Below are 25,518 nucleotides of genomic sequence, written 5' to 3'. Positions count from 1 at the left end.
GGTGTTCCTCCCTATATCTTCAGGCGTAACGGGCGAAAAATGCGCCCCATGCCGGTAATGTGACCTCATTGCCGCTTTGCTCTGCGGAAAAGCCGTGACCGTCCAGAACCTCCCAATTGCCGTCCGGCAAGGTCACCGTTGAAGGCTCAGCGGAGAGGTTGAAGAGGCACTGCACAGTCTCGTTGCCCAGCGTGCGCGTGTAGCTCGACACCGTGCCGACCACCGGCTGAAACTCGATCTTGCCCTTGGCAAAGGCCGGATGCAGCTTGCGGAACGCGAGGAAGCGGCGGTAATGCTCCAAAACCGATGCTTCATCGCCCTGCTGGGCGCTGACGGCGCGCTGCTTGTGCTCGGGCGGAATGGGAAGCCAGCCCTTCTCGGCTGTCGAGAAACCTGCCAGCGCATGACCGGCATCCCAGACCATCGGCGTGCGGCAGCCATCACGGCCCTTGAATTCCGGCCAGAACTGGATGCCGTAGGGGTCTTGCAGATCATCAAAAGCGATATCGGCTTCGGTCAGGCCAAGCTCTTCGCCCTCGTAGATGCAGACCGAACCGCGCTGCGTCATCAAAAGCGCCGAGAGAACCTTGGCAAAGGCGTCCTTGTCTTCGACCACATCACCCCAGCGGCTGACATGCCTGACAACATCATGGTTGGAGAACGCCCAGCAGGCCCATCCCTCTGGTGCCGCGCGCGCAAAATCCGCTTGCACATCGGCCACGCGCTGCGGGGTCAAGGCGTCGGGTGCCAGGAATTCGAAGGCGTAACACATCTGCATCTTGTCATCGCCGGAGGTGTATTCTCCAACGATTTCAAGGCCACGCTGGCTGTCACCCACTTCACCCACGGCTGCAATGTCCGGGAATTCGTCCAGCACAGCGCGAAAGCGCTTCAAAAACGCGATATTTTCAGGGCGGTTCTTGTCGTAGATATGCTCCTGGAAATTATAGGGGTTCACGGCAGGCGCCGTGGACGCATTGCGGCGTTCCGGTGCCAAGGCCGGGTTATCGCGCAGCTCCTTGTCATGGAAATAGAAGTTGATGGTATCCAGACGGAAGCCATCGACGCCGCGTTCAAGCCAGAAACGGGTGATGTTCAACAGCTCCTGCTGCACCTCTTCATTGTGCAGGTTCAGGTCCGGCTGCGAGGTGAGGAAGTTGTGCATGAAATATTGCATGCGGGTCGGGTCCCATTGCCAGCCGGAACCGCCGAAGATGGACAGCCAGTTGTTGGGCGGCGTGCCATCCGGCTTGCCATCGCTCCACACATACCAGTCCGCTTTGGGGTTCTGGCGGCTGGAGCGGCTCTGCACGAACCATGGGTGCTGATCCGACGTGTGCGACAGGACGAGATCGATCATGACGCGGACGCCGAGACGGTGCGCTTCGGCAATCAGCCCATCGAAATCCGCCAGCGTGCCGAACATCGGATCGACATCGACATAGTTGGAGACGTCGTAGCCGAAATCCTTCATTGGTGACGTGAAAAAGGGCGAAATCCAGATCGCATCTGCGCCGAGCTTGGAAATATGCTCCAGACGCGAGGTGATGCCCTTAAGATCACCAATCCCATCACCGTTGCTGTCCTGGTAAGAGCGCGGGTAAATCTGGTAGATCACGGCACCGCGCCACCAATCCTTGTCGCGCACGAGAGCAGAAGACGTCATTGCAGTATCCTGTGAGGTATGGGCATTCATGGAGTATCAGCCTCCCTTGACGGAGCCGGTCAACAGGCCACGTACAAGGTAACGTTGGAGAGCGAAGAAAACGCAGAGCGGCACGACGATGGTGACGAAGGCCGACGCGGTGAGGATTTCCCAGTTGCCGCCGCGCGAACCGAGCAGCGCGTTGAGCGCCCCGGTCAGCACCAGCTCGTCCTTCTGCGTGCCGAGAAAGACCATGGCGACCAGCAGGTCGTTCCATGTCCAGAGGAACTGGAAGATTGAGAAGGAGGCGAGTGCCGGGAAGGATAACGGCAGGACGATCTTGACGAAGATTTCGAAATCGCTGGCGCCATCGACACGGGCGCTTTCGATGATCTCTTTCGGCAGCCCGGCAATGTAGTTGCGCAGCAGATAGATGGCGAGCGGTAGACCGAACGCCGTATGCGCCAGCCAGATGCCCGCATAGGTCTTGGACGGCACGCCGAAGACATTGCCGATCCAGTTATAGAGCTGCAACAGCGGAATGAGCGACATCTGCAAGGGCACGACGATAAGGCCGACGACCATGGCGATGATGAGAGACCGCCCGGTAAACTTCATCCATGACAGCGCGTAGGCCGCAAAGGCTGCAATGAGGATCGGAATGACCGTGGCAGGAATGGCGACCGTCAGCGAGTTGACAAAGGATTGTCCGATGCCTTCCGACGTTAGAACCGTGCGGTAATTGTCGAGTGTGAAGATAGGTGGTGTACCAACGGCGAGGTATACGCGCTTGGCGCGTGAGCCTTCGAAGCTGGCATTCTTGCTGTACTGGTAAGTGCCATCTTCATTGACGAGCAGCGTTTCGCCATCGCCCAGATCAACGACCTTGCCAGCTTCGAACGCCGAGGGCTCCTGCACCCTGACGCCGAAAGCAGACACTTTGCCCCCGGCACCGTTTTCGAAAACGTTACCAGCGATGACAAACCTGTCACCTTCCTGTTTTTGTGTTGCAGGATCGGCAAGACGAACCGCCTGCGTCTGACTGGAACTGGAAAAAGCAGTCCACCAGCCGGACACGACCAGCTGGTCCTTGTCTCGCAGCGAAGAGACGAGAATGCCGAGCGTCGGCAGGAGCCAGAGCAGGACGACGAACAGGACGCTGATGTGAACGATCAGGCGAGGCAGGCCGATGCGGCGAATACGCGTTGCGATGCTCATGTCAACGGCCCTCCATCTCGCGGTTTGCCTGACGAATGTTCCAGATCATGATGGGCGTCACAGCGGCCATGATGACGAGCGCGATGACGGCACTTCGGCCGCTGTCACCACCGCCGCGGAACATCCAGTCGAACATGAGGTTGGCGAGAACCATGGTGTTCCACTGGCCGTTGGTCATGGTCAACACGATATCGAAGACCTTGAGGACGAGAATCGTGATGGTCGTCCAGACGACGGCGATGGTGCCCCATATTTGCGGCACGAGGATTTTCCAGAAAATCTGCCAGCCATTCGCGCCATCGATGACGGCAGCCTCTACGGTTTCTTCGGGAATGCCGCGAAGAGCAGCCGACAGGATGACCATGGCAAAGCCGGTCTGGATCCAGATGAGGATGATCATCAGGAAGAAGTTGTTCCAGAAGGGCATGGAAATCCAGACCTCCGGGCTGCCGCCGAAATATTCAACGATGGCGTTCAAAAGGCCGATCTGAACCTGACCTTCCCCGCGATATTCATAGACGAACTTCCAGATGACCGATGCCCCGACGAAGGAGATGGCCATGGGCATGAAGACGATGGACTTGGCGATGTTGCCCCACCAGATGCGGTCGGTCATGACGGCGATGACGAGACCGAAGAAGGTGCAGGCAGCAGGCACGACGGCAAGCCAGAGAATATTGTTGAAAATGGACTGGCGGAAACCGGCATCGAAAAAGGCCCAACGGTAATTGTTGAGGCCGACGAAATTCGCGCCGGTCCGATCGTAGAAGGACAGGATGAAGGTCGCAACGACCGGATAGACGAGATAGACGATCAGGAGCAGCAGTGCCGGACCGACAAAGAGCCAAGGGCGGATCGCCGCGCGCCGGTTCAAATTGCGCGACGCGTGGATCACGTCTCCGTCTTTGACCGGGAAAATGAGCTGTAGCGCCTTGTCCGACAGCCAGTAATAGGCGGCGCAGGCGAAGACGCCGACGATCATCACGCCGAGCGCCGAAACGATCTGGGTCATCACATTCCCTCCCCGTTATCCGTTTTATGCCCGGCCAAACACCGTCGTATCGCGTTGGCCGAGATCTTTAGAGAAACGGCCCGGCAGTAACTGGCACTGCCGGGCGGAGTTTTCGATTATTTCAGGCCGTCCCAAGCCTTCTGGATATCGTCGCCGACCTGCTGCGCAGATTTGCCGCCGACGAAATCGACCATGCCGGTCCAGAATGCCCCAGCACCGATCTTGCCGGGCATCAGGTCAGAGCCGTCGAAACCAAAGCTGGTGGCGGTGGTGAGGATTTGTCCCTGACGTTTGGTTTGCTCGCTGGCGTAAGCGTCGAGGTTCACGTTCTTGTAGGGCGTGAGGAAGCCGGACTGTGCCATCCAGACCTCATGCGCAATCGGCGTCTTTAGGAATTCGACCAGGGCGCGGGCTGCCTTGGAATCCTTGGTAATGGTGAACAGCGTTCCAGCGCCCAAAACCGGCTTGCCGAGTTCAGGCTTGGAGGCGAATGTCGGCATGTAGAAGAAATCGACATCCGTTCCGACCTTGGTACCCTCAGGGAAGAAGGATGGAATGAAGGACGCCTGACGGTGAAGGTAGCACTTCGGTGGAATGTCAAAGAGGCCCTTTGGACTATCGCGGAAGTCGGTGGAGGCAACGGCCGCTGCGCCACCCGAGACATATTTGTCGTTCTTGGCAAACTTGCCGAATTCCTCGATGGCCGCAACGACGCGGGGGTCGTTGAACTTTACCTCGTTCGTCGTCCACTTGAGGTAAACGTCCAGTGGCTGCGTGCGCAGCATGAAGTCTTCGACCCAATCCGTGCCCGGCCAGCCGGTTGCGCCGCCGGAACCAAGACCGATGCACCACGGCGTGCCGCCATCGGCGACGATCTGATCGGAAAGCTTGACGAGATCCTCAACGCTTTCGGGAACCTTATAGCCCGCCTCCTCGAAGTTTTCAGGCACGTACCAGACCAGCGACTTCACGTCGGCCTTGAATGGAAAGGCGAAATAGGCCTTCTGGCCGTCCTTGCCGGGATACATCCCCAGATCCACCCAGGACTGGCCCGCGCCGTAATTGTCCTTCACCCACTTGGCTGTCTCATCACCTAGCGGCGTCAGCAGACCCTTGGCCGCAAGGTCGGCCAGCAAGCCGGGCTGCGGAAGGATGGCAACGTTGGGAGGAGAACCGGCCTGCGTATCGATAACGATCTGCTGCTCGTAGTTTTCCGATGAGGAATAACGGACATTCACCCCGGTCGCATCGGCGAAATAGGCCAGAACAGACTGAAACAGCGCCTCGTCCTCACCGCGCCATGGGCCGAAGATCGTCAACGTTTCGCCTTTAAGGCTGGCATTGGCGGTTTTGAAGTCTTCGTAGCTCTTCCAGTTGAATTTCGTGTCTTCACCGGGCTTGAACTTCAGGTCTGCCGCAAGGGACATGCCCGAAAACAACGTGGCTATGGCCACGGTCGTCCAGAAAGTCTTTTTCATGTGATCTACCTCCCATCACATTCGCAGGCGTTGCGCCCACAAAGATACTCAAAGCGCTTTGGCTACCTATTCATCTCATTGAGATGGAAGCCGAGTCAAGGGCTGCCTTAAACTTTAGCGCTTTGGTGATTATGTTGCGGCGCACCATGCAAACTATGCGGGAGAAACACTGGACTTTTCCAATTGTCCGCGCTGATAACACTTGCTATTGTTCAAAGCGGTTTGGACGTATGGAGGAGCATCGTCCACATCCGAGCATGACTGGTTGGAGGAGCACTGCACACGATGAACCTGAAACAATTGTCGCAGTTGCTGGGCATTTCCCAAACCACGATCAGCCGTGCTCTGAATGGATATCCCGAGGTCAACGCCGAGACGCGGCGCAAAATCATCGAGGCGGCACAACAAACCGGCTACAGGCCAAATGCCGCCGCCCAGCGTTTGGCAACTGGCAAGATGGGTTCCATCGGCCTTGTGATGCCAACGGGGCCGGACCATGCATCCGACGTGCATTTCGGCGAGTTCTTGAGCGGGCTTGGCGAAGCTTCCGCTCGCAACGGCTTTCATCTCGTCATCATGCCGACCGACCCTTCCAATGAAGAAAACGCATTGCGGGAACTGGCAGCGAGTGGCGGCGTGGATGGCATCTATCTCGCCTATATGAAAAAGAATGACAGCCGGATCGAGATGGTAAAGAGCCTGTCGATCCCGTTCATGGTTCATGGCCGATCCTGGGGCGTCGATACAGACTACCCCTATCTCGACGTTGACAATGAGACGGCCTTCCGCGATGCGACATCGCTTCTGTTGCAACTCGGGCATCGCGATATCGCGCTTTTGAACGGGCCTGAGGGCTACGACTTCACCTTCCGCCGTCATCGCGGCGTGGAGGCGGAATTAGCCGAGCATGGGCTTGCGCTGGAAGACGATCATGTCAGCCACAGCATCATGAACGACGAGGCTGGCTACCTGAAGATGGAAGAGCTTTTGTCTCGCCCCGCTCCACCGACAGCGGTAATCTGTGCCTCCACCGCCCTGGCATTGGGCGCGGTGCGAGCCCTCAATCAACGGGGACTAAAGCCGGGAAAAGACATATCGCTCATCGCCCATGACGACGTTTTGCCTTTGCTCAAACCTGTCAATTTTTCCGTGCCGCTGACCACGACGCGATCTTCGCTACGGGCGGCGGGCCTGCGGATTGCCGAGCGTCTGATCAACCAGATCAAGACGGGCGAAACCGACAGTCTTCAGGAACTGTGGAAGGCCGAGCTTGTGGTGCGCGGATCGACAGGTCCCGCCCAAGGCTGAAGCCGGTCAGAATTTTGGCGCGGGTTTTCCAAGAGCACGATGCGCCGCGATCACGGTGTTGGCCATCAACATGGCAATGGTCATCGGGCCGACCCCCCCTGGAACCGGCGTGATGGCGCTGGCAACGGCGCTTGCCTCATCATAGGCCACATCACCGACCAGTCTGGACTTGCCTTCACCCTTTTCCGGCGCTGGAATGCGATTGATGCCGACATCGATGACGGTCGCACCGGGCTTGATCCAATCCGCCTTGACCATCTGTGCGCGACCGACCGCAGCCACCAGAATATCGGCAGTCTTACAGACCGCAGCCAGGTCCTTCGTGCGTGAATGCGCCATGGTGACGGTAGCATTGGCGTTGAGCAGCAGTTGCCCCATCGGCTTGCCGAACAGGTTGGAGCGACCGATGACGACCGCGCTGAGACCGGACAGGTCATCGCCATGAATGCTGCGGGCCAGCAACATGGAACCGGCGGGTGTACATGAGATCAGACCTGTCTCCAGATCGCCCGTGGCAAGCTTGCCAGCGTTGAGGACACTCAGGCCATCCACGTCTTTTTCCGGCAAAATCGACTGAATGACGGGATCGGCGTTCAGATGCTTCGGTAGCGGCAGTTGCACCAAGATACCATGGATGGAGACGTCTGTGTTCAGGGTTGCAACCAAAGCCTCCAGCTCCGCCTGCGTCGTCTCTTCTGGCAATGTGTGCTGAACGGAGTTAAAGCCGCATTGCTTGGCCGTCTTGCTCTTGGAATTGACATAGGCATGGCTAGCGGGATCGTTGCCGACGATGACGACCGCGAGCCCGGGCTTGACGCCTGTGTGCTGCTCCAGCAGTTCTGCCGCTTCACGCACAGCTTCTGTTACGGATGCTGCCTTTGCCTTGCCGTCGATTACCACTGCCATCTGCCTGCCTCCTGAAATCCAGATAGCTATCTAGCGCCGGAATGCTGCGTGGCATAGTGTATTTTAACGAAAATCGGTTCTTCAGGCCTGATTGCTTTTGCCATCCTGACGGGCGGCGTGTTCGGACAAACGCTCGCGCAGCATCACCAATTCCTGGCGCAGAGCGCGCAGTTCCTCTGTTTCAGCCTGCGCGTGGTCGGCTTTTCCAGCAAGGGCTGCGGCCAGTAATGGCGGCAAGGTGAATATCGGGACGTCACGCTCAGTTCGGGTATCTTGAACGGCATTGCTGACCAGAACCTGACGCACGCGCTCATCGAGCGGAATATCGTTGGCAGGCTCATCATGCAAAGGTTCAAGCGCGACTTCTTCTGCTTCTGAACTGTCCTCCAGCGCTGTTTCCATCGGCGTGCCTGCTTCAACGGGCTCTGCCTCGTAGGTCTCGGCGATTTCAGTGGAATGCGGCCTTGCCTCCAAATCGTCGAAAATCCCGGGCTCTATTTCGACGATCTCTGCCGCTGGCGTTTGTTCCGGCACCATGCCGAGTGTCTGCTCCTCGGGCTCCACCGAGTACACCTCTGAAAGAATGGCCTGTTTCTCTTCGACTTCCGACCGTTTGAAGCTCAGCGTAAAGAGAGACAGCAACAACCCGGCAGCCGCACCTGCGAGCGCCATCGCGATAGCCGTAAAGGCATCATAGTTGGCGACGCCTTCCTGCGCCTCCTTCACGAGCTTTGCGCTGACACGTGGCGTGGCCGAGAACGTTCCTGCGGCTTCGCTGGAGAGGATATAATCCGTACGCGCCTTTTCAAGTGCGGCTTCCAGACGCGCAAGATCTGCAGGCGCCTGACCCATGGCCTGCAGCTGGCTGTCGAGGTCGGCGCGGCCGCTTGTCTGTGTCTCGAGTGCAGCGGTAACCGTGGCCTGCTCGCGCTTCAAGGTTTCCAAAATCCGGCGCATGGTCGGCATGGCAGTGGCGCGTGCTGCGTCCAGCGTTGCCTGTGCCGCGATGGCTTTCGGATGCTTTGGACCGTAATCGACGCTGATTTCCGCCATCGAAAGCTTTGCCGCAGCGTAGCTTTCGCGGATGGGCTCCAACGGTGAAAACAGGCTCATTGCGGGCAGCGTTGTATTCAACACATCGTCTGTCTTCATGGCGGAGGCGGTCGAAATGGCATCTGCCAGTTCTGCGCTCTTGCTCTGAAGAGAGGCCGCCAGAGCGTCGTCTTCACGTATCTTTTGCTGCAAACTCTGTATGCGCGACACCGCGTCATTGCCGTGGCGCATCTGAAATCCGGTCAAGGCAGCCTCGGCGCTGTCGAGCGCAACCCGTGCCTTTTCGACTGCCTGAAGTTCAGGTGCCTGCTGCTCCACCCCGATCTGCTTGATGACGAGGGTCGCAATATGGTCGGTGATCTTGCGGGCAACCTTGGGCGTCGCCGCGGTGACCGCGACATCAATTTCAGAGCCCGATGGTGCAGAGGTGATGGAGACAGCATCCTTCAAAGCCGTTTCGGTTGCCCCGACCAGCGCCTCGCCACTCTTGCCGCCGCCGAGCAAATCCATCAGCACGGCGAAATGGCCTTGTGTTTCAACGCCGGTCAGATCTTCAGGCTGAAGCTTCAGTTCCGAGACGGTCAACCCAAGCAGCACCGGCGACATGAGGTTGTCGCGAACCTGCGAAGCGAGGCGCTGGACACTGGCAGCGTTGGTGCGCGGATCGGAAACCTTCACGCTTGCCTGCGAGACATATCCCTTGAGGCCGGGTTCCAGCAGCAGTCCGGGCAGAAAAAAGCCAGCGGTGGTCAGAGACAAAACAACACCAGCTGACAGCAAATGACTTCGCCAGGAAGACACACCCCTGCTTTCGGGCAGCTCGTCGCCTTTTGGCGAAACAGATTTATCGTTCTCAAAAACCATCGCAAACCCATAGGGTTAGATCGAATTCCACGGTCGGAAATATAAACGAAGTCTAAACCGATAAGGCAAACAAATGGTTAATAACGCCTATTCACTCGTGCAGTGATCCGGCATTTGGCGCTGCAACAGAAAGCCATCGACCGCAAGTCCCGCGCAAGATTGTCGGCCTAGAACCAAATCAAGTTAAACACGGAGAATTGTCATGCAGCCGATTCAGCTGTTTGCGTTGGCATCCCGGCAGGCCGAATGGCTTTCTGTCCGTCAAGAAGTCGTCGCCACCAACATTGCCAATGCCAATACGCCAAAGTTCCAGGCGAAGGACGTCGTGTCCTTCGATTCCGAACTGCAGTCGGTTGGCATGCAGATGGCCCGCACAAACCCGGCTCACATGGATCTGGCAATGGCAGGCGGCGGCAAGATCGGCATGCAGAATGCAGAACTGGCCAACGAAATCGGCATTCAGGAATCCGGCAACACAGTGTCGCTCTCCAAGGAAATGGCAAAAACAGGCGAGATCAAGGGGCAGTTCGAACTGAACGCGCAACTCGTTCGCTCTTTTCACAGCATGATGTTGACAGCGGTGGGCAAGTAACATGGACCCTTTAAAGTCCTCGATGAAGATTGCGGGAAACGGGATGGAGGCTCAGGCCACCCGTCTGCGCATCGTGTCTGAAAACATCGCGAACTCGCGCACGACGGGCGACACCCCAGGCGCCGACCCTTATCGCCGCAAGACCATCACCTTCGCAAATGAACTGGACCGCGCTTCGCAGACAAATCTGGTCGAGGTCAAGAAACTGGGTTTCGATCGCTCCGACTTCACGCAGGAATACGACCCCGACAGCCCGGCTGCCGACGCGAAGGGCATGGTCAAGCTTCCGAATGTCAACATGCTCATCGAGATGGCCGACCTTCGCGAAGCAAACCGCGGCTATGACGCCAACCTTCAAGTTATCAAACAGACACGCGACATGGTTGCCTCAACCATAGACTTATTGAAAGGTCAGTGATGATCGACGCCATTAGCAGCCTGAAATCATTGACCAACTCGTCTGCACTCGACAGCGTCAAGGACGTCACCTCCAGCCTGACATCGCTTGCAGGAAGCGCTGTTTCAACGGCTGCGACCGCCGCCGGTGGCCCGACCTTCGGCAGCGTGCTGGGTAGCGTCGCTTCCGACGCCATTGAATCCCTGAAAAAGGGTGAAGCCATGTCCTTTGCCGGGATTCAGGGCAAGGCCAACACGCGTGAGGTTGTGGATGCCGTCATGCAGGCTGATCAGACACTCAAGACCGCCGTGGCTCTGCGCGACAAGATCGTCTCGGCCTATCTCGACATCGTGAAAATGCAGATCTGACGCTTAAGGACAAAAAGATGAGAGCACTAGCCATTGCAGCGACGGGCATGGATGCCCAGCAGACGAACCTTGAGGTCATCGCGAACAACATCGCGAACATCAACACGACCGCGTTCAAGCGCGGCCGCGCCGAATTCACAGACCTTCTCTATCAGACAGAACGCGCTCAGGGCGTGATGAACCGCGCCAACCAGACCATGGTCCCGGAAGGCGCCAACATCGGTCTTGGCGTGCAGACGTCTGCCGTGCGCAAACTGCATGTTCAGGGTGAAATCAGCCAGACCGGCAACGACCTTGACGTCGCCATCGTCGGCAAGGGCTGGCTGCAGGTCGAAGGTCCCGACAACAACACGCTTTACACCCGTGCAGGCGCGCTAAACCGCGATTCCACGGGCCGACTGGTGACGGTTGACGGTCTGCCTATCTTGCCAGCCATCACCATTCCCATCGATGCGACGGAAGTCACGATCAGCACGGATGGCAACGTTTCGGCGCGCATCGGCACAGCCACGAACCTGACACAGCTTGGCCAGTTGAACATGAGCAACTTTGCCAACGAAGCGGGTCTGAAGCCTTTGGGCGACAATCTGTTCCAGCAGACGGAAGCGTCCGGCAATGCGGTCGATGCGACACCGCAATCGATCGGCTTCGGCTATATCAAGCAGCATTACCTGGAAAGCTCGAACGTCGATTCCGTCAAGGAAATCACCGACCTGATTTCGGCGCAGCGTGCGTATGAAATGAACTCCAAGGTCATCACAACCGCAGACGAGATGGCGACGATCGTCAGCCAAAACCTGAAGTAACCGAAGGTAGGGTAACATGAAGTTTCGCCCGAAAATCGTGCCTGGCAGTTTCTGCACAATGGCGCTGGCGCTCATGGCAAGCCTGGTGGTGTTCTCACCCCAGGCAGCTTTTTCGCAGCAAAAATACGCCGTTGTTCCAACAGGCACCATCTTTCCCGGCGAAACCATTACCCGAGAGCGGGTGACGGAAGTTCTCGTCACCAATCCCAACCTTGCACCCGGCTATGCGGATAATACCAGCATCGTCGTCGGTAAGGTTTCCAAGCGTACGCTGGTTGCGGGTCGCACCATCACGGTTGCCGATCTTCGCGACCCTTTCGCAGTCCAGCGCGGTGCGGCCATCAGGATCACATATTCCATGGGCGGCATGAACCTCTCTGCCTCCGGCACCGCCATCGAGGATGCGATGGCGGGCGAAGTCGTTCGCGTGCGCAACCGAGACACTGGTGTGACCATCTCCGGCACGGCCATGGAAAACGGGACCGTGGAGGTTTTTGAGAAATGAATTTCCGCCGGAACCTGATAACCGCTGCATTGGCCATCGCCACGCTTTTTGTGACGACGCCCGTTGCCTATTCCCAATTCAATGCGCGTGTCAAAGATATCGCTTCCCTCCAAGCCGGGCGTGAAAACCAGTTGATCGGTTATGGTCTGGTCGTCGGCCTTCAAGGGTCTGGCGACAGCATGCGTTCTTCGCCGTTTACCGAACAGTCGATGCGCGCCATGTTGCAGAACCTCGGCATTTCCATGCAGGGGAATCAGAGCGGCTCGAAAAATGTCGCAGCCGTGATGGTCACGGCCAATCTTCCGCCTTTCGCAAGTCCCGGCAGCCGGCTCGACGTCAATGTCAGTTCGTTGGGTGATGCTTCGTCGCTGCGTGGCGGTACGCTGATCATGACATCCATGTCAGGTGCTGATGGTCAGATCTATGCGGTTGCTCAGGGTTCGGTGATTGTTTCCGGCTTTAACGCGGAAGGTCAGGCGGCCCAGTTGACACAGGGTGTGACCACTGCCGGGCGTGTCCCCAGTGGCGCCATCATCGAGCGGGAACTGCCATCGCAGTTCAAGGATTCGGTCAATCTGGTTCTGCAACTGCGCAATCCCGACTTTTCGACATCCACACGCATCGCAGACGCGATCAACAATTACGCGAAAACGGCATTCGGAGAACCGATTGCCGAAGCCCGTGACAGCCAGGTCGTCTTTATCCAGAAGCCGAGAACCGCAGACCTTACGCGGCTGATGGCCAATATCGAGAACCTGTCCGTTGAGACCGACACGCCCGCCAAGGTCGTCATCAACGAGCGCACCGGCACCATCGTGATCGGCGCCGACGTTCGTATCTCGCAGGTCGCGGTCAGCTATGGCACCTTGACCGTGCAGGTCACGGAAACGCCGCAGGTCATTCAGCCGGAACCCTTCTCGAACGGCCGAACTGCCATTCAGCCACAGACAGACATTGCGGCCCAGGCGACCGGTGGTCCGGTTGCCATCCTCAACGGGCCGAACCTGCGCTCGTTGGTGGCTGGTCTCAACAATATCGGCGTCAAGCCCGACGGCATCATCGCCATTCTTCAGGGCATCAAATCCGCCGGCGCGCTGCAAGCAGAACTGGTGCTACAATGATGGCTAAAGCGTTTGATATCGTCACGCCCCGCAGGGCACTGCTCGCCGTGTTCGTTCTGACCGCCGCCCTACCCTCCGCCAAGGCGCAGGAGCAGGTGCGCATCACCACCGGTGAGACCAGCGGACAGGAAATCCAGCAATATTGCACCAACATCGTCGATCAGGCCCGCGACCAGCGTTATCTCTTGCAGAAGCAGGACCTTGAAAAGCTGCAAGCCGATGTCGACAACCGGATCGCCGTCATGGAGGCCCGCAAGGCCGAATATGAAGACTGGTTGAAGCGCCGCAACGATTTCATGCAACGCGCCGAAGTCAATCTGGTCAACGTCTACAAGACGATGAAGCCGGATGCCGCGGCACCGCAGTTGGAACAGGTCGACGCCGGCCTTGCCGCGGCCATCATCATGAAACTTCCTCCCCGCCAGTCGAGCCTGATCCTTGCCGAAATGGATGCCAAAAAGGCAGCCACAGTTGCGTCGATCATGTCCAGCGCGACGGACAAAACCACATCAAGAGATCCGTCATGAACAAAGCGCTTATTCTCGCTCTCGCCGCATCATGTGTTCTGACTGGTTGCTCCAGCGTCACGCAAAACCAGACACTGAAAGAAATCGGCAACGCACCCGCGATGAGCCCTATCGGTAGCGGCCTGCAGTTCAGCCAAGCTCCGCAGTTGGCCTCCTATCCCAAGCAGCCCCTTCACAATGCCAGCGGTTATTCTCTGTGGAGCGACAGCAAGGCGGCGCTGTTCAAGGATGCACGTGCGCTCAACATCGGTGACATTCTGACAGTCAACATCCAGATCAACGACAAGGCGACCTTTGATAACGAAACCGACCGGACGCGGAAAAACAACCGTGAAACGGGCTGGAAGGCCGATGCCGAAATTCTCGGCTGGAAACCACAGGCCGATTCCAATTTGAGCTTCGACAACACCAGCGAATCCAATGGCAAGGGCTCCATCAGCCGCGCCGAAAAGCTGACGCTGCTCGTCGCTGCCGTCGTGACTGGAATTCTGGAAAACGGCAACCTGTTGATCAGCGGTTCGCAGGAGGTTCGCGTCAACCACGAGATTCGCATCCTGAACGTTGCCGGTATCGTGCGTCCACAGGACGTCAATTCCGAAAATACGATCTCCTACGACAAAATCGCCGAGGCACGCATTTCCTACGGTGGCCGTGGCCGTATCACGGAAATTCAACAGCCGCCGGTGGGTCAGCAGGTTGTCGACCTGTTCTCGCCGATCTGACCGCTTAAACAGATATTCGGCCCATCGCATTGTGCATGGGCTGCTCTCCTGAACAGACGTTAGACACGATCATGAGCCTCACGACCATAGAACCCGCTGCACCGAAGAAGCCATCGATCATCGTGACCGCTGGCGCTATCGCCGTGCTGTCAATTATGGGTATCGGCGGCGGATGGTTCGTGGGCCAGACACTGCTTGTGCCATCGATGCCGACTGTTACCCCGCCTCCTGCCCACGCGCCGGAAGCTGCGGCCGGTGGACATGAGGCCGCTGCAGCTCCCGCAGGCGAACATGGCGCGGCGGGTGCCGCACCCAGCCTTCTGCCTCTGGACCCGATTGTCACGAACCTCGGATATCCGAACGAAAACTGGATCAGGCTCGAGCTGGCACTGCAATTTACGGGGCCCGGCGACACGGCCCTTGCCCAGGATTTGCACCAGGAAATCCTCACATATCTGCGAACCGTTTCACTTCAGCAGCTTCAAGGCCCACGCGGCTTTCAATATCTTAGGGATGACCTGAGAGAAATCGTTGACCTCAGATCAAAAGGGCGCGTATCCAAGGTTCTCTTCAGAACCTTTGTGATCGAATGATTCGAAAAATTGTCCTGCTGCTTGCGATAGCCCTGACCCCAGGGTTTGCCTTCGCCCAACAAACGCCGGCAGATTTGCTCAATCTGCCGCTGGACGGTTCTGCTGCCTCGTGGATCATTCGCACCTTCGGGCTTTTGACCGTCCTGTCGATTGCGCCTGGCATTCTGATCATGGTGACCAGCTTTCCGCGGTTCATCATTGCATTTTCGATTTTGCGCTCCGGCATGGGCCTGGGCACCACACCGTCAACGATGATCCTCACCAGTATGGCGATGTTCATGACGTTCTACGTCATGGCGCCGACATTCGAGCGGTCCTGGCAAGATGGCATCCAACCGCTGTTGCAGACCCAGATCACCGAGGCGCAAGCCGTTGAGCGAGCCGCCGAACCATTCCGCACATTTATGGTGGCCAACACGCGCCCCAAGGATCTCGCCCTTTTTGTCGATCTCGCCATCGAACGAAATCAGGAGACGATGAACGGGACAGTTCCGCAGTACCGCGTTCTGATCCCTGCCTTCATGCTTTCGGAAATTCGGCGCGGTTTCGAGATCGGCTTTCTGATTATCCTGCCGTTTCTCGTTATCGACATGGTGGTCGCTACCATCACGATGGCAATGGGCATGATGATGTTGCCGCCGACGTCCATCTCCCTGCCGTTCAAGATCCTGTTTTTCGTTCTGATCGATGGTTGGAATCTGCTGGTGGGATCACTGGTCAGATCGTTCTACTGATCCCTGAGGGGCGCTGACGCCAGAACATTCTTTGGCGGGTCCCACCCATCGCGGGTCGCATGTTTCCAAAACCGGCAAGAACGCAAAAAACCTCCTGAAAGGATCACCCAATTCAGGAGGCTTCAAGCGTTTAAAACTTTCGATATTCCGCAGTACCTGTCGATCAGTGGCCGGAACTGGCGGCGGCGGGTTTGGGCGGCGGCGCGTCCGTGTTGACGAGGATTTTCTGCGGTTTTTTGTTGGGGTCTCTGGCTTCGATGTCTTCCTTGGAGATGAAATCCATCTGTTCGATGAGAATATCCTTGACCAGAGGTTTTTCGAGGCGCGTGTTCAGACCGTCCTTTATTCTGGTCTTCAAGCCAACGACGTCGAACTTGCCCGCATCCTTGATATCGACGAGCTTTTCTCCAACCAGCAGAGTGTAGAGTTCGTCGGTCAGAAACGCAGGAACCGGGACCGTCACCTCCTTCAGCGCGTCTTCGTCTACCTGAAGACTGGCGCGGACGAGGAAATAACCGGAAACCTTGCCGTTTGCCACCACAGGCAATGTCACAGTTTCACTGCTCACAAAATGCGGTGGTGGAACGACTTCCCCATTTTGATCTGTGGCACCGTTCCCTCCAAAGGTGACGGCTGCGTAGACGCCACCCAAAGTCACCAGAAGAACCCAGACGCCTGTCGCGATCAGCTTGATCATTGCGCCTCGCGTGCGAACTGTTCCAGCGAATAGGTGCCATCGTCTTCAGCCCGCTTGGCGGCATTCTTCAACAGATCGACAACGGCCTTTACGGCGTTGAGATTGGCTTCGACACGCCGGGTGTTGATGGCGAGCTTGGACTTGATATCGAGAATCTGGCGCTTGTGAGCAGCGGCGATCTGCGCTCCATCAACGTCCCGTAAAAGCATGCTGAGTTCATAGAGGCAGCGGCTCTTATGGGCGTTCGACAGTTTGAAATCGAAATCGGGATCCTTGCCGATGCGCTGGTTTTCGTTGTCGATAACCGTTTCGAGGCGGCCGAGAATGGCCTGTGTTCTGTAGTCGTTGTTTAGAATTTCCATGTCGCTCAGCACTCCGCCTCTTAACTTTCAGTCTTGTTGGATTCGGCTACGGAAAACGTGCGCCGCTGGAAGTCGGTCACCATGCTGACTGCAAGGCTCTTGTCGTCTTCATTCATTTTTGTCGGCGCTTCAGCATTGCGCATCTTTTGCATCGCCTGAGAATAGGCCTGCTCGGCAATGCCAATACCGCCACGCTTGGAAACCGCATCCGCCATCTGTTCAGCCATCATGCTTTTCCAGAAGTCACCGGCAGAACCCTTGCCGTAGACTTCTTCGCTGTCCTTCGGCATCATGTTCTGGAGCATGGTCGACAGAACGCTGGCCTCGAACTTGCGATAGGTCTCGGGGATTTTTTCGTCGGATTTGATGTGATGGATGTTACCAACACCAGCCTTGCCGGCCGCCGTATCGATGCTGTTGATGGCGGATGCAAAACCTGCATTGCTTGCCGTCAAGACCGACGCTTCGTTGGCTGCGCTCACTGAGCGCAGTTTTTCTCTTGCCGCCATGACCTGTGTCGGGTCGGCCGCATTCACAACATCAAGCACAAGATCGCTTGGAGGAGAAATTGCCACGTCGTCATCCTTTCCGTTTCAATCGGATGACGATACCAACCTAACCTTGCTGGAGGCTGGTGTCTTTCATGCTCATCTGAAGATCGATCAACTCGTACACGCTGTTGTCTTCCTGCACACGCAACTCGTCTGCACGCGCCGCATCCCGCTTTTCCTCGAGACGCTCACCCTTTTTTGTTTCCTTGACGACCTGCTGCTCCTGGCCTTTTTCGATGGCTTCCAGTCGCACATCACGAGAGAGCAACCTGCCGTGTCGCATGGCATAATGTTTCAGCATCTGTTGGTGCAACGGATCCAGCGACGTCACATAACCACTTAGGGTTTCGATCTTTTCGGCCAGTTCGGTGCGTTCACGCGTCGTGATCGCAAGCTCGTTTTCGGCCATCTGCTTGAGATGCCCCTGAACCTTGACCAATCTCGAAAGCTTTTTGGATTTGAGTGGGTCCATCATCAGGCCTCATATGTTCGCGAAGACACGGAAGAAGCCACCCACGAACTGGCTGACCAGCGCCGCCATTCCAAAATAGAGCAGCAGCAACCCACCGGCCAGCGCATAGGGTGTGGAGATGAAGTAGACCGGTATCTGCGGTGCCAGCTTGTTGATCAGCCCCACCGCCACATGGAACAGGAAGCCGTACAGAATAAAGGGGCTGGCGACACGCAAGGCGACGCTCATCGACGCGACCAACGTGTCTGTCAGCGTAATCAGCATTCTTTGCATGCTCATCCCGCCACCCATGGGAATTGTCGAATAGGAATCCACAAGCGCGCGGAAAATGACGTGGTGGAAGTCGAGAATGAAGAGCAGCAACAGGACACCATAGGTCAGCATGCTCGAAAGCTGACTTTCGGATGTGTCTTCCAGCACGTCCTGGCCGGGAGGGCCGGTCAAGGCAATTGCGGTGCCGATGGCGGTTGCCGCAAACTGCATTCCCAGCACATAAAGGTGGGCAATCATGCCGAACATGGCACCGATCACAGATTCAAAAAACATCAATTTAAGGAAATTGGTGTTGTCGGTTTTCGCCAACGGGTAGATCACGTCCCACATCAACGGCAAAATGGCCATCGAAAGTGCGAGAGCGAGGAGCAAACGGACCTGCATAGGCAATCTGGCGGAGGAAAACCCAGGCATCACCATCAAGCAGGCACCGATCCGGCAAAATGCCAGAAACAGTGCCATTATGGTTCCCTGGGGATCTGACATCATGAGATGGCGCCGAGTATCTTTATTTCCGTGCCCTTGGCCAATTCGACATGCGACAGCACCGGCAGCGTGCTGAAAAGGCGTTCCGTGATCATCCGGACATATGAACGGGTTTCGGGCAAAGTAACAAGCACGAAAGGCAATCCGACATCCATATATTCACGGATTACTTTGCTCGCTTCGTTCGAAAATTCCTCGACCTGACGCGGATCGATGTCGAATTCGATCACATCGCCCTTCGGATCGCGCTTGATCGCCTGCTGGAAAACAACGTCCCACTTCGTGCCCAAGCGCAGGACGCGCAAGACACCATTGTCCGAGAGATCGCCGCAAATCTGCTGGGCCATACGAATACGGACATGCTCGACGATCTGCTCGGTACGGCGAAGATGCGGCGCAAGCTCTGCAACGGCTTCCAAAATGAGGTGAAGGTTGCGGATGGAAACACGCTCGGCCAGCAGCAGTTTGAGGATGGCCTGCAAGCCCGAATAGGACATATGCGAGGAGCAGATTTCATCCGCAAGCTTCTTGTATTCCGGATCGAGACGGTCGATGAGGACCTTCACGTCCTTGTAGGATAGGAGCATCGGCAGGTTGTTGCGGATGACTTCACTGACATGCGTCAGAAGTGCCGAAATATTGTCGATCGGGTGGAAGCCTTCGCGTTTGAGGTCTTCCACGAAGTTTTCCAGAACGGAAACGGCAGGCATGCCGAAAGCGGGTTCGCGCACATCGTCACCCGGAACGGATGGGCGACGACCCTTGCCAGTGATGACGAGGACTTCGCCGACGCGTAGCGTGCTGGCTGCAACCGTCGTGCCGTGAATTCGGATCTGATACGACTTGTCGGGAATGGCGATATCGTCTGTGACCTTGATTTCGGGCACCACGAAACCGTATTGGGATGCGAACTTCTTGCGCATTTTTCCAACACGGAAACCAAGCTCCTGGTGAGCACCCAGCAATCTCGGTGACACCTGCTTGCCAAGGGCAAGCTCGATCTCGGTGGTCCGAAGCGAGTTCTTGACCGTGTCTTTTTCGGCTTCCTGAGTCTTGCTGGTCTGCTGCTCTTCGGCCACGCGTTCGGCAGCCTTTTCCTGCGCCAGCTGGCGTGGAATGTACCATGCACCAAACGCAAGCAAACCGCCCAGGAGCATGAAGGGCACAAGGGGCAAGCCCGGAATGACAGCAAGGACGAACATAAGGCCAGCGGCGACACCCAGAGCCTTGGGATATCCGCTGAGCTGATTGATGACGGCGGTGTCGGTAGAGCCCTGTGCGCCACCACGGGTAATGATGAGGCCTGCGGCGAGCGAAACGATCAGCGCTGGCACCTGGGAAACGATGCCGTCACCGACGGAGAGTTTAACAAAAACGTCTGCCGCTTCGCCGATTGGCATGCCGTGGCGGAAAACACCGATGATGATACCGCCGCAAATATTGATGGCGGTGATGAGAAGACCTGCCACAGCGTCACCACGGACGAATTTGGAGGCACCGTCCATGGCACCGTAGAAAGCGCTTTCTTCCTCAAGCTCGCGACGGCGAAGCTGGGCTTCTTTTTCATTGATGATACCGGCAGACAAGTCGGCATCGATCGACATCTGCTTGCCGGGAATGGCATCGAGTGTGAAGCGTGCGCCGACTTCCGCGATACGCGTGGCACCCTTGGTGATGACGATGAAGTTCACCACGATCAGAATGAGAAAGACGATCAGACCGATGACGAAGTCGCCCGACATGACGAGGCTCGAGAAGCCAGCGATGACCCCACCCGCCGCACTGTGCCCTTCGTTGCCGTGAGACAGGATGACGCGCGTTGTCGCGATGTTCAGCGCAAGGCGGATCATCGTGGAGATCAGAAGGATGGTCGGGAAGGACGAGAAGTCCAACGGGCGCTGAATCCACAGCGACACCATCAGAATAAGAACCGAGAACGCGATGGAGAACGCCAATCCCATATCGATCATGAAGACTGGAATAGGCAGGAACAGGATGCAGAGAATGGAGACGATGCCCACGGCAAACCCGATGTCGCGACCGCGTGCGGCGACTTTGGGAAGGGGCAATATGCTCGAAGGCGCAGCCATTCTAACTCCATCTCTTCATGAGAACGTGTGCAAACGTCGCGGATTTTCCGTCATGGAAAAGCCCAGCCGACCGATTGGACGCAGATCGACACTCCAGGCTTAGTCTCCCAAGCTTGCGCGAGCGTGGATGAAAGTCCGTGTTGCCGTTCCTGACAGATGCGTCGACATGCGAGTGAAATATTAGGCTTTGGTTCAGATAGAACTTGTAATATGCTGGTTGGGTTATTCGCGCGATGATGGCGTGTATGCTGGCCATGTCTTTCAAGGGCCACACTATGCAGGGCACTCCATGGCGATTTCTACCTACACAAGCTATCTCACCGTAAACCGCGATATAAAATCGTCGATGTCGACAGTCGCCAGTCAGACGTCGGTTGCGAAAGATACGGCCTATTACAAGGAAAAAATCGGCGACGTTAAAACGGTCGATGAGTTCCTGGGAGATTACCGCCTCTATTCCTACGCCATGAAAGCCTATGGTCTTGAAGACATGACCTATGGCAAGGCTTTCATGCGAAAAGTGCTGGAAAGCGACCTCACCGACAGCACAAGCTTTGCCAACTCATTGACGGACAAGCGTTACCTGCAGTTTGCCGAAGCCTTCAACTTTGAAGGCGACAAGAAGACAGCGCAAAACACGGCCCAATCCACAAGCGTGACCGATGCCTACAAGGCGTCCTTCACCGCTGAAGAAACATCCATCAAAGCGGAAAATACATATTTTGCGGCTCAGATCGGCAAGGTCACCGACATCGACAGCCTCGTCAACAACACGCGGCTGCGCACCTATATGCTGGATGCGGTAGGTCTTGATTCCGCCAACATATCCAAAAGCTATCTGAAACAGGTTCTGACGAGCGATCTCAGCGATCCCAGCAGCGTTGCCAACCAAGCCAAGGATCCAGGCTGGAAGAAGCTGACCGAAGCTTTCAATTTCAACGCTGATGGCACCGTGAACGGCAGCATGCAAACGGCCAGCCAGACCGAAGACCTCAATCTCGATTACGTCTACAATCAATCCACGTTCCCTTCGACTTTGCTGGCGGATTCCAACAAGCGCTACTGGGAAAAGAACATCGCCAGCGTTACCAGCGCAACGGATCTTGTTTCGGACAGCCGGATGGTCGAATATGTGAAAAAAGCATTCGACCTCAATCCGATCATTATGCCGAGTAGCGTTGCGAGCCTGATGTCGAGCGAGAACTTCGCGACAACCTACGGCAACACGAAATTGCTGGACTATTTCAATTTCGAAACCGATGGCACCCTGGCCAATGGAACCACTGCCCAGACCGCCACCCAGACGACCGATGTCAACAAGCTTTATAAGACCGCATTTTCCGAGGATCAGGCGACAGCTGTCGACGAAGCTGTGGCAAACTACGAAAAACGGATCACCGGCTTCACCAGCCTCGATGATTTTCTCGTTTCCAATACAAAAGATGACGACAATAAAAACGACGACGTCACAGAAGTCTGGGATGTCGCGCTCCGGGCATTTGGCATCGATCCCGACGAAGTCAGTCAATCTGAACTGAAACGCGTTCTTACGAGCGATTTGAATGACAAGAAGAGTTACGTCAATTCTTTGAAGGATGATCGCTTCATTGCGTTGAACAAGGCATTCAACTTCACCTCAGATGGCAAATTGGAGGCACCGCTTCTGGCGCAGTCGGAGAGCGTCACCAACAATTATGCGGCAGATTACGAAAGTAATAAAGTGAGATCGCTCAGCGGCGCAGCAAAAGACGCAGCGACCAAGAAGGCCGACACCGAAGTCGAATATTACAAATCCAAGATGGGGGCGATTACCACCACCAAGGAACTTCTGGCCGACACACGCCTGACGAATTTCATACTTGAAGCGAATGGGATTGACCCGAAAAGCGTCGCTCCTGCCGACCTGAAGAAAATGTTCGACTCCGATTTGTCGGACCCGAAGAGCTACGTCAACACGCTGGAAAACAACAAGTTTGCCCAGATCGTTGCTTCCTTCAACTTCGATGCGAAAGGCAATCTGACCGCAGATGCCGAGCGCGGCGGCCAGCAACGTGGCGCAGTTTTGGAAACAACCAATCAATTTGTTCGTCAAACTCTGGAGGAACAACAGGGCGAGGGCAATGCCGGCGTGCGGTTGGCTCTGTATTTCGAACGAATGGCGCCAACAATTTCAAGTGCCTACGGCTTCTTGAGCGATGACGCGCTTTTCCAGTTTTTCAAGACCAGCTTCAATCTGCCAACCTCGATTGCCAACATGGACGTGACCAAGCAGGCCGAACTGGTCACATCTTATATCGACATCCCCAAGCTTCAAGATCCGGACTATGTCAGTAAAATGTTGAAGCGCTTTACCGCGCTTTACGACGTGCAGAACAATGTCTCGCAATCGCCTACCCTGTCGATCCTGAGTGGCAGCACGTCGATCAGCGCCGATACACTTCTGGCGGTCGCCCAGTTGAAGTCCGGGTGAGCATGATACCCATCCGCATACGCTGAACCAAAAAGGGCCTGAAAATCGATGTGATTTTCAGGCCCTTCTTATTTCGTCACGGCGAACCGTTCCGCTCAATACTCGCTGTCGTCTGCTTTCTTTGCAAGGCCTTCTGCATCGGCATTGCTCTCGTCGTCGGCGACGGGAATGGCGTAGGCGCCCGTCAGCCAGCGTGAAAGATCGGCGGTGCGGCAACGATCCGAACAGAAAGGGTAGTCTTCACGCGTGGATGGGCGTTTACATTCCGGGCACGGTTGCGCCTTGCGCAAGGGTGTGACGGTCGATTTGTTGGATGCATCTGTCATGGAGATCAACCTTCCTGCCAGGCCGATGCCACCTCGAAGCCTTCGCCAGCCAGAAGCGACACCGTTTCATAGAGCGGTAGCCCGACGACATTGGTGTAGGAACCAGTCAATTTCTGGACGAAACAGCTGGCAATGCCCTGAATGCCGTATGCCCCCGCCTTGCCGCGCCATTGACCGGAGGCGATGTAGCTTTCTATTTCATGTTGCGAGAGCCGCTTGAAGCGCACCTTGGTCTCGACCACTTTCTGGCGCACCTTGCCGCTTGGTGTCACGAGACAGACGCCCGTATAGACCCAATGGCTGCGACCTGACAGAAGGTGAAGCGCTGCAGACGCTTCCTCGATATACTCGGCCTTACCGACAATACGGCGACCAACGGCGACGACTGTGTCGGAGCCGAGCACATAGGCACCCCTCCAGGCAAGCTCGCCTTTCACAGCCTTGTAAGCGGCTTCCGCCTTTTGCAGGGACAGGCGACGGCAAAGCGTGCGCGGGTGCTCAAGGCGTGCGGGCGTCTCGTCTATATCCATCGGCATCAGACGGGCGGGCTCGATGCCAACCTGATGCAAAAGCTCAAGACGGCGTGGCGATCCGGAAGCCAGAATCAGCTTTTGTTTTGCGTCTGTCATGCTCTGCCAGTCGTCCGATCTGCCGGGCGATTACTTGAAACGATAGGTGATGCGACCCTTGGTCAGGTCGTAAGGCGTCATTTCAACGAGCACCTTGTCGCCTGCCAGAACGCGGATACGGTTCTTGCGCATGCGGCCAGCGGTGTGGGCGATGATTTCGTGTTCGTTTTCCAGCTTTACGCGGAACGTGGCATTCGGCAAAAGTTCGATAACGACGCCCGGAAACTCAAGGACTTCTTCTTTGGTCATCTAGTATTTTTCTTCCTGTTGATAATGCCGGACTGAACAGTCCGGGAAAATTGCGCGGAAACTACACAATCGCCGCACATTTGTGAACCTAAATTGTGGTTCGTTTTAAAGTGTCTCGGAAAAGAGCTTTGGCCGTTGCGGCAGGCGCTCCGAAATCAGCTTTTTCAGGTGCTCGCGGACCTCACGATAGGCCTCGAGAATATGGTCTCGCGTGCCTGTCGCCACCGTGGGGTCCATGGTCGGCCAGTAGACGACATCGAGCGCGTTCGATCTGGTCAACTCCAAAGCTGCATGATGTGCCTCGGGCGTCAGGGTGATGATAAGATCAAAGAAATCATCCTCGATTTCATCCAGCGTCCGGGGTTTGTGTTTTCCAAGCGTCAGTCCCGCCTCGTCCAGTACGGCATCCACGAATGGGTCGCGGTCACCCGCGCGAACGCCCGCCGATTGAATATAGATGCCGGGAGCAACAAGCTGTTTGGCGATGACCTCGGCCATGGGCGAACGAATGGAATTCATGCCGCACATGAACAATATGGCGCGCGGTGCCTTGTCTTTCAAGTCGACGCCCGCCGCGTCTTGCACGCCTAACCCCGCCAATACAGCACACAGACGAGCGTAAACAGGCGGCGCGCCGTATCGAAATCCACCTTTATCTTGCCGGAGAGACGGTCCATCAAGGTTTGCGAACCATCATTGTGGATGCCACGACGCCCCATGTCGATAGCTTCGATCTGGCTTGGCGTTGAAGACCGGATCGCCTCATAATAGCTTTCGCAGATCATGAAGTAGTCCTTGATGATGCGCCGGAACGGCGTCAGCGACAAAATATGTGTCGCCACCGCCTGCTCGTCTTGGGTTCTGATCGTGAACACAAGCTTGCTATCCACCAACGAAATATTGAGTTTGTAAGGCCCCCCTGCGTGTCCAACAGGTTCGAAACTGTTTTCTTCGATCAGATCGAAGATCGCCACGGCACGTTCATGCTCCACGTCGGGTGTGGACCGGCCGATACTTTCGTCCAGAACCACATCGCAGAGCCTGAAAGTGTCTGGCTCCATTTC

The 25,518-nt window shown here is 56.5% G+C and carries 28 protein-coding genes and 1 pseudogene; 12 read left to right on the top strand and 17 right to left on the bottom strand.

The window, feature by feature from the left end:
• Positions 1-19: 19 nt before the first annotated feature.
• The 4 genes from bglA to EKM04_RS09500 all read right to left on the bottom strand — a co-directional run bounded on the left by bglA (position 20) and on the right by EKM04_RS09500 (position 5,353).
• Positions 20-1,696, bottom strand: coding sequence for a beta-galactosidase BglA (gene bglA / locus EKM04_RS09515; RefSeq protein WP_183894078.1), 1,677 nt, complete (start codon positions 1,694-1,696; stop codon positions 20-22).
• Between the two features lie 6 nt (positions 1,697-1,702).
• A complete protein-coding gene (locus EKM04_RS09510; protein WP_183894076.1) occupies positions 1,703-2,863 on the bottom strand; it encodes a carbohydrate ABC transporter permease in 1,161 nt (386 codons plus the stop codon).
• Between the two features lies 1 nt (position 2,864).
• Positions 2,865-3,878: a carbohydrate ABC transporter permease gene (locus EKM04_RS09505; RefSeq protein ID WP_183894074.1), complete on the bottom strand. Its 1,014-nt coding sequence runs from the start codon at positions 3,876-3,878 to the stop codon at positions 2,865-2,867.
• Between the two features lie 113 nt (positions 3,879-3,991).
• Positions 3,992-5,353, bottom strand: coding sequence for an ABC transporter substrate-binding protein (locus EKM04_RS09500; RefSeq protein ID WP_174152123.1), 1,362 nt, complete (start codon positions 5,351-5,353; stop codon positions 3,992-3,994).
• 285 nt (positions 5,354-5,638) lie between these two features.
• On the opposite strand from EKM04_RS09500, the gene EKM04_RS09495 reads away from it, so the two are divergent.
• Entirely contained in the window at positions 5,639-6,661 is a 1,023-nt protein-coding gene (locus EKM04_RS09495; protein WP_183894072.1) for a substrate-binding domain-containing protein, read from the top strand.
• Positions 6,662-6,667: 6 nt separating this feature from the next.
• On the opposite strand, the gene folD is transcribed toward EKM04_RS09495, so the two are convergent.
• Together folD and EKM04_RS09485 are read right to left on the bottom strand one after the other, a co-directional pair.
• Positions 6,668-7,567, bottom strand: a complete 900-nt coding sequence (gene folD / locus EKM04_RS09490; protein ID WP_183894070.1) for a bifunctional methylenetetrahydrofolate dehydrogenase/methenyltetrahydrofolate cyclohydrolase FolD — start codon at positions 7,565-7,567, stop codon at positions 6,668-6,670.
• Between the two features lie 81 nt (positions 7,568-7,648).
• On the bottom strand, positions 7,649-9,379 hold the full coding sequence (locus EKM04_RS09485) for a GumC domain-containing protein (protein WP_183894069.1): 1,731 nt from the start codon (positions 9,377-9,379) through the stop codon (positions 7,649-7,651).
• Positions 9,380-9,686: 307 nt separating this feature from the next.
• On the opposite strand from EKM04_RS09485, the gene flgB reads away from it, so the two are divergent.
• The 10 genes and pseudogenes from flgB to fliP all read left to right on the top strand — a co-directional run bounded on the left by flgB (position 9,687) and on the right by fliP (position 15,849).
• The gene (gene flgB, locus EKM04_RS09480) at positions 9,687-10,076 is read left to right on the top strand and encodes a flagellar basal body rod protein FlgB (RefSeq protein ID WP_174152119.1); all 390 of its coding nucleotides are present in this window, start codon (positions 9,687-9,689) and stop codon (positions 10,074-10,076) included.
• Position 10,077: 1 nt separating this feature from the next.
• Positions 10,078-10,494 (top strand): flagellar basal body rod protein FlgC, encoded by a 417-nt coding sequence (gene flgC, locus EKM04_RS09475; RefSeq protein WP_174152118.1) that lies wholly within the window; start codon positions 10,078-10,080, stop codon positions 10,492-10,494.
• Entirely contained in the window at positions 10,494-10,841 is a 348-nt protein-coding gene (gene fliE / locus EKM04_RS09470; RefSeq protein ID WP_174152117.1) for a flagellar hook-basal body complex protein FliE, read from the top strand. Before flgC ends, fliE begins: the two co-directional genes overlap by 1 nt.
• Positions 10,842-10,858: 17 nt before the next feature.
• Entirely contained in the window at positions 10,859-11,647 is a 789-nt protein-coding gene (flgG, locus tag EKM04_RS09465) for a flagellar basal-body rod protein FlgG (protein WP_174152116.1), read from the top strand.
• A gap of 16 nt (positions 11,648-11,663) precedes the next feature.
• Entirely contained in the window at positions 11,664-12,152 is a 489-nt protein-coding gene (gene flgA / locus EKM04_RS09460; RefSeq protein ID WP_234910879.1) for a flagellar basal body P-ring formation chaperone FlgA, read from the top strand.
• Between the two features lie 83 nt (positions 12,153-12,235).
• Positions 12,236-13,273: pseudogene (locus EKM04_RS09455) on the top strand (flagellar basal body P-ring protein FlgI); the annotation flags it as partial.
• Positions 13,273-13,800: a MotE family protein gene (locus tag EKM04_RS09450; RefSeq protein WP_234910878.1), complete on the top strand. Its 528-nt coding sequence runs from the start codon at positions 13,273-13,275 to the stop codon at positions 13,798-13,800. The pseudogene EKM04_RS09455 and the gene EKM04_RS09450, both read left to right, overlap by 1 nt.
• Entirely contained in the window at positions 13,797-14,522 is a 726-nt protein-coding gene (gene flgH / locus EKM04_RS09445; RefSeq protein ID WP_174152113.1) for a flagellar basal body L-ring protein FlgH, read from the top strand. The genes EKM04_RS09450 and flgH overlap by 4 nt, the downstream gene beginning before the upstream one ends.
• A 71-nt stretch (positions 14,523-14,593) precedes the next feature.
• A complete protein-coding gene (locus tag EKM04_RS09440) occupies positions 14,594-15,115 on the top strand; it encodes a flagellar basal body-associated FliL family protein (RefSeq protein ID WP_183894064.1) in 522 nt (173 codons plus the stop codon).
• A complete protein-coding gene (gene fliP, locus EKM04_RS09435) occupies positions 15,112-15,849 on the top strand; it encodes a flagellar type III secretion system pore protein FliP (protein WP_174152111.1) in 738 nt (245 codons plus the stop codon). The genes EKM04_RS09440 and fliP overlap by 4 nt, the downstream gene beginning before the upstream one ends.
• A 163-nt stretch (positions 15,850-16,012) precedes the next feature.
• On the opposite strand, the gene EKM04_RS09430 is transcribed toward fliP, so the two are convergent.
• Genes EKM04_RS09430 through flhA form a run of 6 tightly spaced genes read right to left on the bottom strand, consistent with a single transcriptional unit; the run spans position 16,013 to position 20,780 of the window.
• Positions 16,013-16,546 carry a hypothetical protein gene (locus EKM04_RS09430; RefSeq protein WP_174152110.1) on the bottom strand — a complete coding sequence of 178 codons (534 nt, stop codon included), beginning with the start codon at positions 16,544-16,546 and terminating at the stop codon, positions 16,013-16,015.
• A complete protein-coding gene (locus EKM04_RS09425) occupies positions 16,543-16,908 on the bottom strand; it encodes a hypothetical protein (RefSeq protein WP_174152109.1) in 366 nt (121 codons plus the stop codon). The genes EKM04_RS09430 and EKM04_RS09425 overlap by 4 nt, the downstream gene beginning before the upstream one ends.
• A gap of 20 nt (positions 16,909-16,928) precedes the next feature.
• Positions 16,929-17,483, bottom strand: coding sequence for a rod-binding protein (locus EKM04_RS09420; protein WP_174152108.1), 555 nt, complete (start codon positions 17,481-17,483; stop codon positions 16,929-16,931).
• 40 nt (positions 17,484-17,523) lie between these two features.
• Positions 17,524-17,934, bottom strand: a complete 411-nt coding sequence (locus EKM04_RS09415; RefSeq protein WP_183894062.1) for a hypothetical protein — start codon at positions 17,932-17,934, stop codon at positions 17,524-17,526.
• Between the two features lie 6 nt (positions 17,935-17,940).
• Positions 17,941-18,693, bottom strand: coding sequence for a flagellar biosynthetic protein FliR (fliR, locus tag EKM04_RS09410; RefSeq protein ID WP_183894060.1), 753 nt, complete (start codon positions 18,691-18,693; stop codon positions 17,941-17,943).
• A complete protein-coding gene (flhA, locus tag EKM04_RS09405; protein WP_174152105.1) occupies positions 18,690-20,780 on the bottom strand; it encodes a flagellar biosynthesis protein FlhA in 2,091 nt (696 codons plus the stop codon). The genes fliR and flhA overlap by 4 nt, the downstream gene beginning before the upstream one ends.
• Before the next feature lie 289 nt (positions 20,781-21,069).
• On the opposite strand from flhA, the gene EKM04_RS09400 reads away from it, so the two are divergent.
• A complete protein-coding gene (locus tag EKM04_RS09400; protein ID WP_183894058.1) occupies positions 21,070-23,250 on the top strand; it encodes a DUF1217 domain-containing protein in 2,181 nt (726 codons plus the stop codon).
• A 95-nt stretch (positions 23,251-23,345) separates the two neighbouring features.
• Here EKM04_RS09400 and yacG read toward each other — a convergent pair whose 3' ends face one another.
• The 5 genes from yacG to EKM04_RS09375 form a co-directional block, all read right to left on the bottom strand.
• Positions 23,346-23,576, bottom strand: coding sequence for a DNA gyrase inhibitor YacG (yacG, locus tag EKM04_RS09395; protein ID WP_183894056.1), 231 nt, complete (start codon positions 23,574-23,576; stop codon positions 23,346-23,348).
• Positions 23,577-23,581: 5 nt separating this feature from the next.
• Complete coding sequence (locus EKM04_RS09390) at positions 23,582-24,205, bottom strand: Maf-like protein (protein WP_174152102.1); 624 nt, start codon at positions 24,203-24,205, stop codon at positions 23,582-23,584.
• 30 nt (positions 24,206-24,235) lie between these two features.
• On the bottom strand, positions 24,236-24,454 hold the full coding sequence (gene infA, locus EKM04_RS09385; protein ID WP_067648657.1) for a translation initiation factor IF-1: 219 nt from the start codon (positions 24,452-24,454) through the stop codon (positions 24,236-24,238).
• A 105-nt stretch (positions 24,455-24,559) separates the two neighbouring features.
• The gene (locus tag EKM04_RS09380; protein ID WP_183894451.1) at positions 24,560-24,982 is read right to left on the bottom strand and encodes an arsenate-mycothiol transferase ArsC; all 423 of its coding nucleotides are present in this window, start codon (positions 24,980-24,982) and stop codon (positions 24,560-24,562) included.
• 59 nt (positions 24,983-25,041) lie between these two features.
• Positions 25,042-25,515 carry a UPF0262 family protein gene (locus EKM04_RS09375; RefSeq protein WP_174152101.1) on the bottom strand — a complete coding sequence of 158 codons (474 nt, stop codon included), beginning with the start codon at positions 25,513-25,515 and terminating at the stop codon, positions 25,042-25,044.
• Between the last annotated feature and the right edge of the window lie 3 nt (positions 25,516-25,518).

Source organism: Rhizobium skierniewicense Ch11, assembly GCF_023757665.1.
GTDB classification, from domain to species: Bacteria; Pseudomonadota; Alphaproteobacteria; order Rhizobiales; family Rhizobiaceae; genus Agrobacterium; species Agrobacterium skierniewicense.
The sequence above is the reverse complement of the archived record's forward strand: the minus strand, read 5'-3'. Positions and strand labels throughout refer to the sequence as shown.

Excerpts from the sequence above, each read along its gene's own strand:
- EKM04_RS09495 (WP_183894072.1), top strand. The coding sequence starts at position 5,639 with ATGAACCTGAAACAATTGTCGCAGTTGCTGGGCATTTCCCAAACCACG.
- EKM04_RS09380 (WP_183894451.1), bottom strand. The coding sequence starts at position 24,982 with ATGTGCGGCATGAATTCCATTCGTTCGCCCATGGCCGAGGTCATCGCC.
- EKM04_RS09430 (WP_174152110.1), bottom strand. The coding sequence starts at position 16,546 with ATGATCAAGCTGATCGCGACAGGCGTCTGGGTTCTTCTGGTGACTTTG.
- EKM04_RS09375 (WP_174152101.1), bottom strand. The coding sequence starts at position 25,515 with ATGGAGCCAGACACTTTCAGGCTCTGCGATGTGGTTCTGGACGAAAGT.
- flgA (WP_234910879.1), top strand. The coding sequence starts at position 11,664 with ATGAAGTTTCGCCCGAAAATCGTGCCTGGCAGTTTCTGCACAATGGCG.
- EKM04_RS09440 (WP_183894064.1), top strand. The coding sequence starts at position 14,594 with ATGAGCCTCACGACCATAGAACCCGCTGCACCGAAGAAGCCATCGATC.
- flhA (WP_174152105.1), bottom strand. The coding sequence starts at position 20,780 with ATGGCTGCGCCTTCGAGCATATTGCCCCTTCCCAAAGTCGCCGCACGC.
- flgB (WP_174152119.1), top strand. The coding sequence starts at position 9,687 with ATGCAGCCGATTCAGCTGTTTGCGTTGGCATCCCGGCAGGCCGAATGG.
- yacG (WP_183894056.1), bottom strand. The coding sequence starts at position 23,576 with ATGACAGATGCATCCAACAAATCGACCGTCACACCCTTGCGCAAGGCG.
- folD (WP_183894070.1), bottom strand. The coding sequence starts at position 7,567 with ATGGCAGTGGTAATCGACGGCAAGGCAAAGGCAGCATCCGTAACAGAA.
- infA (WP_067648657.1), bottom strand. The coding sequence starts at position 24,454 with ATGACCAAAGAAGAAGTCCTTGAGTTTCCGGGCGTCGTTATCGAACTT.
- EKM04_RS09425 (WP_174152109.1), bottom strand. The coding sequence starts at position 16,908 with ATGGAAATTCTAAACAACGACTACAGAACACAGGCCATTCTCGGCCGC.
- flgG (WP_174152116.1), top strand. The coding sequence starts at position 10,859 with ATGAGAGCACTAGCCATTGCAGCGACGGGCATGGATGCCCAGCAGACG.
- fliE (WP_174152117.1), top strand. The coding sequence starts at position 10,494 with ATGATCGACGCCATTAGCAGCCTGAAATCATTGACCAACTCGTCTGCA.
- EKM04_RS09415 (WP_183894062.1), bottom strand. The coding sequence starts at position 17,934 with ATGATGGACCCACTCAAATCCAAAAAGCTTTCGAGATTGGTCAAGGTT.
- fliP (WP_174152111.1), top strand. The coding sequence starts at position 15,112 with ATGATTCGAAAAATTGTCCTGCTGCTTGCGATAGCCCTGACCCCAGGG.
- fliR (WP_183894060.1), bottom strand. The coding sequence starts at position 18,693 with ATGATGTCAGATCCCCAGGGAACCATAATGGCACTGTTTCTGGCATTT.
- flgC (WP_174152118.1), top strand. The coding sequence starts at position 10,078 with ATGGACCCTTTAAAGTCCTCGATGAAGATTGCGGGAAACGGGATGGAG.
- EKM04_RS09510 (WP_183894076.1), bottom strand. The coding sequence starts at position 2,863 with ATGAGCATCGCAACGCGTATTCGCCGCATCGGCCTGCCTCGCCTGATC.
- EKM04_RS09390 (WP_174152102.1), bottom strand. The coding sequence starts at position 24,205 with ATGACAGACGCAAAACAAAAGCTGATTCTGGCTTCCGGATCGCCACGC.
- bglA (WP_183894078.1), bottom strand. The coding sequence starts at position 1,696 with ATGAATGCCCATACCTCACAGGATACTGCAATGACGTCTTCTGCTCTC.
- EKM04_RS09400 (WP_183894058.1), top strand. The coding sequence starts at position 21,070 with ATGGCGATTTCTACCTACACAAGCTATCTCACCGTAAACCGCGATATA.
- flgH (WP_174152113.1), top strand. The coding sequence starts at position 13,797 with ATGAACAAAGCGCTTATTCTCGCTCTCGCCGCATCATGTGTTCTGACT.
- EKM04_RS09500 (WP_174152123.1), bottom strand. The coding sequence starts at position 5,353 with ATGAAAAAGACTTTCTGGACGACCGTGGCCATAGCCACGTTGTTTTCG.
- EKM04_RS09450 (WP_234910878.1), top strand. The coding sequence starts at position 13,273 with ATGGCTAAAGCGTTTGATATCGTCACGCCCCGCAGGGCACTGCTCGCC.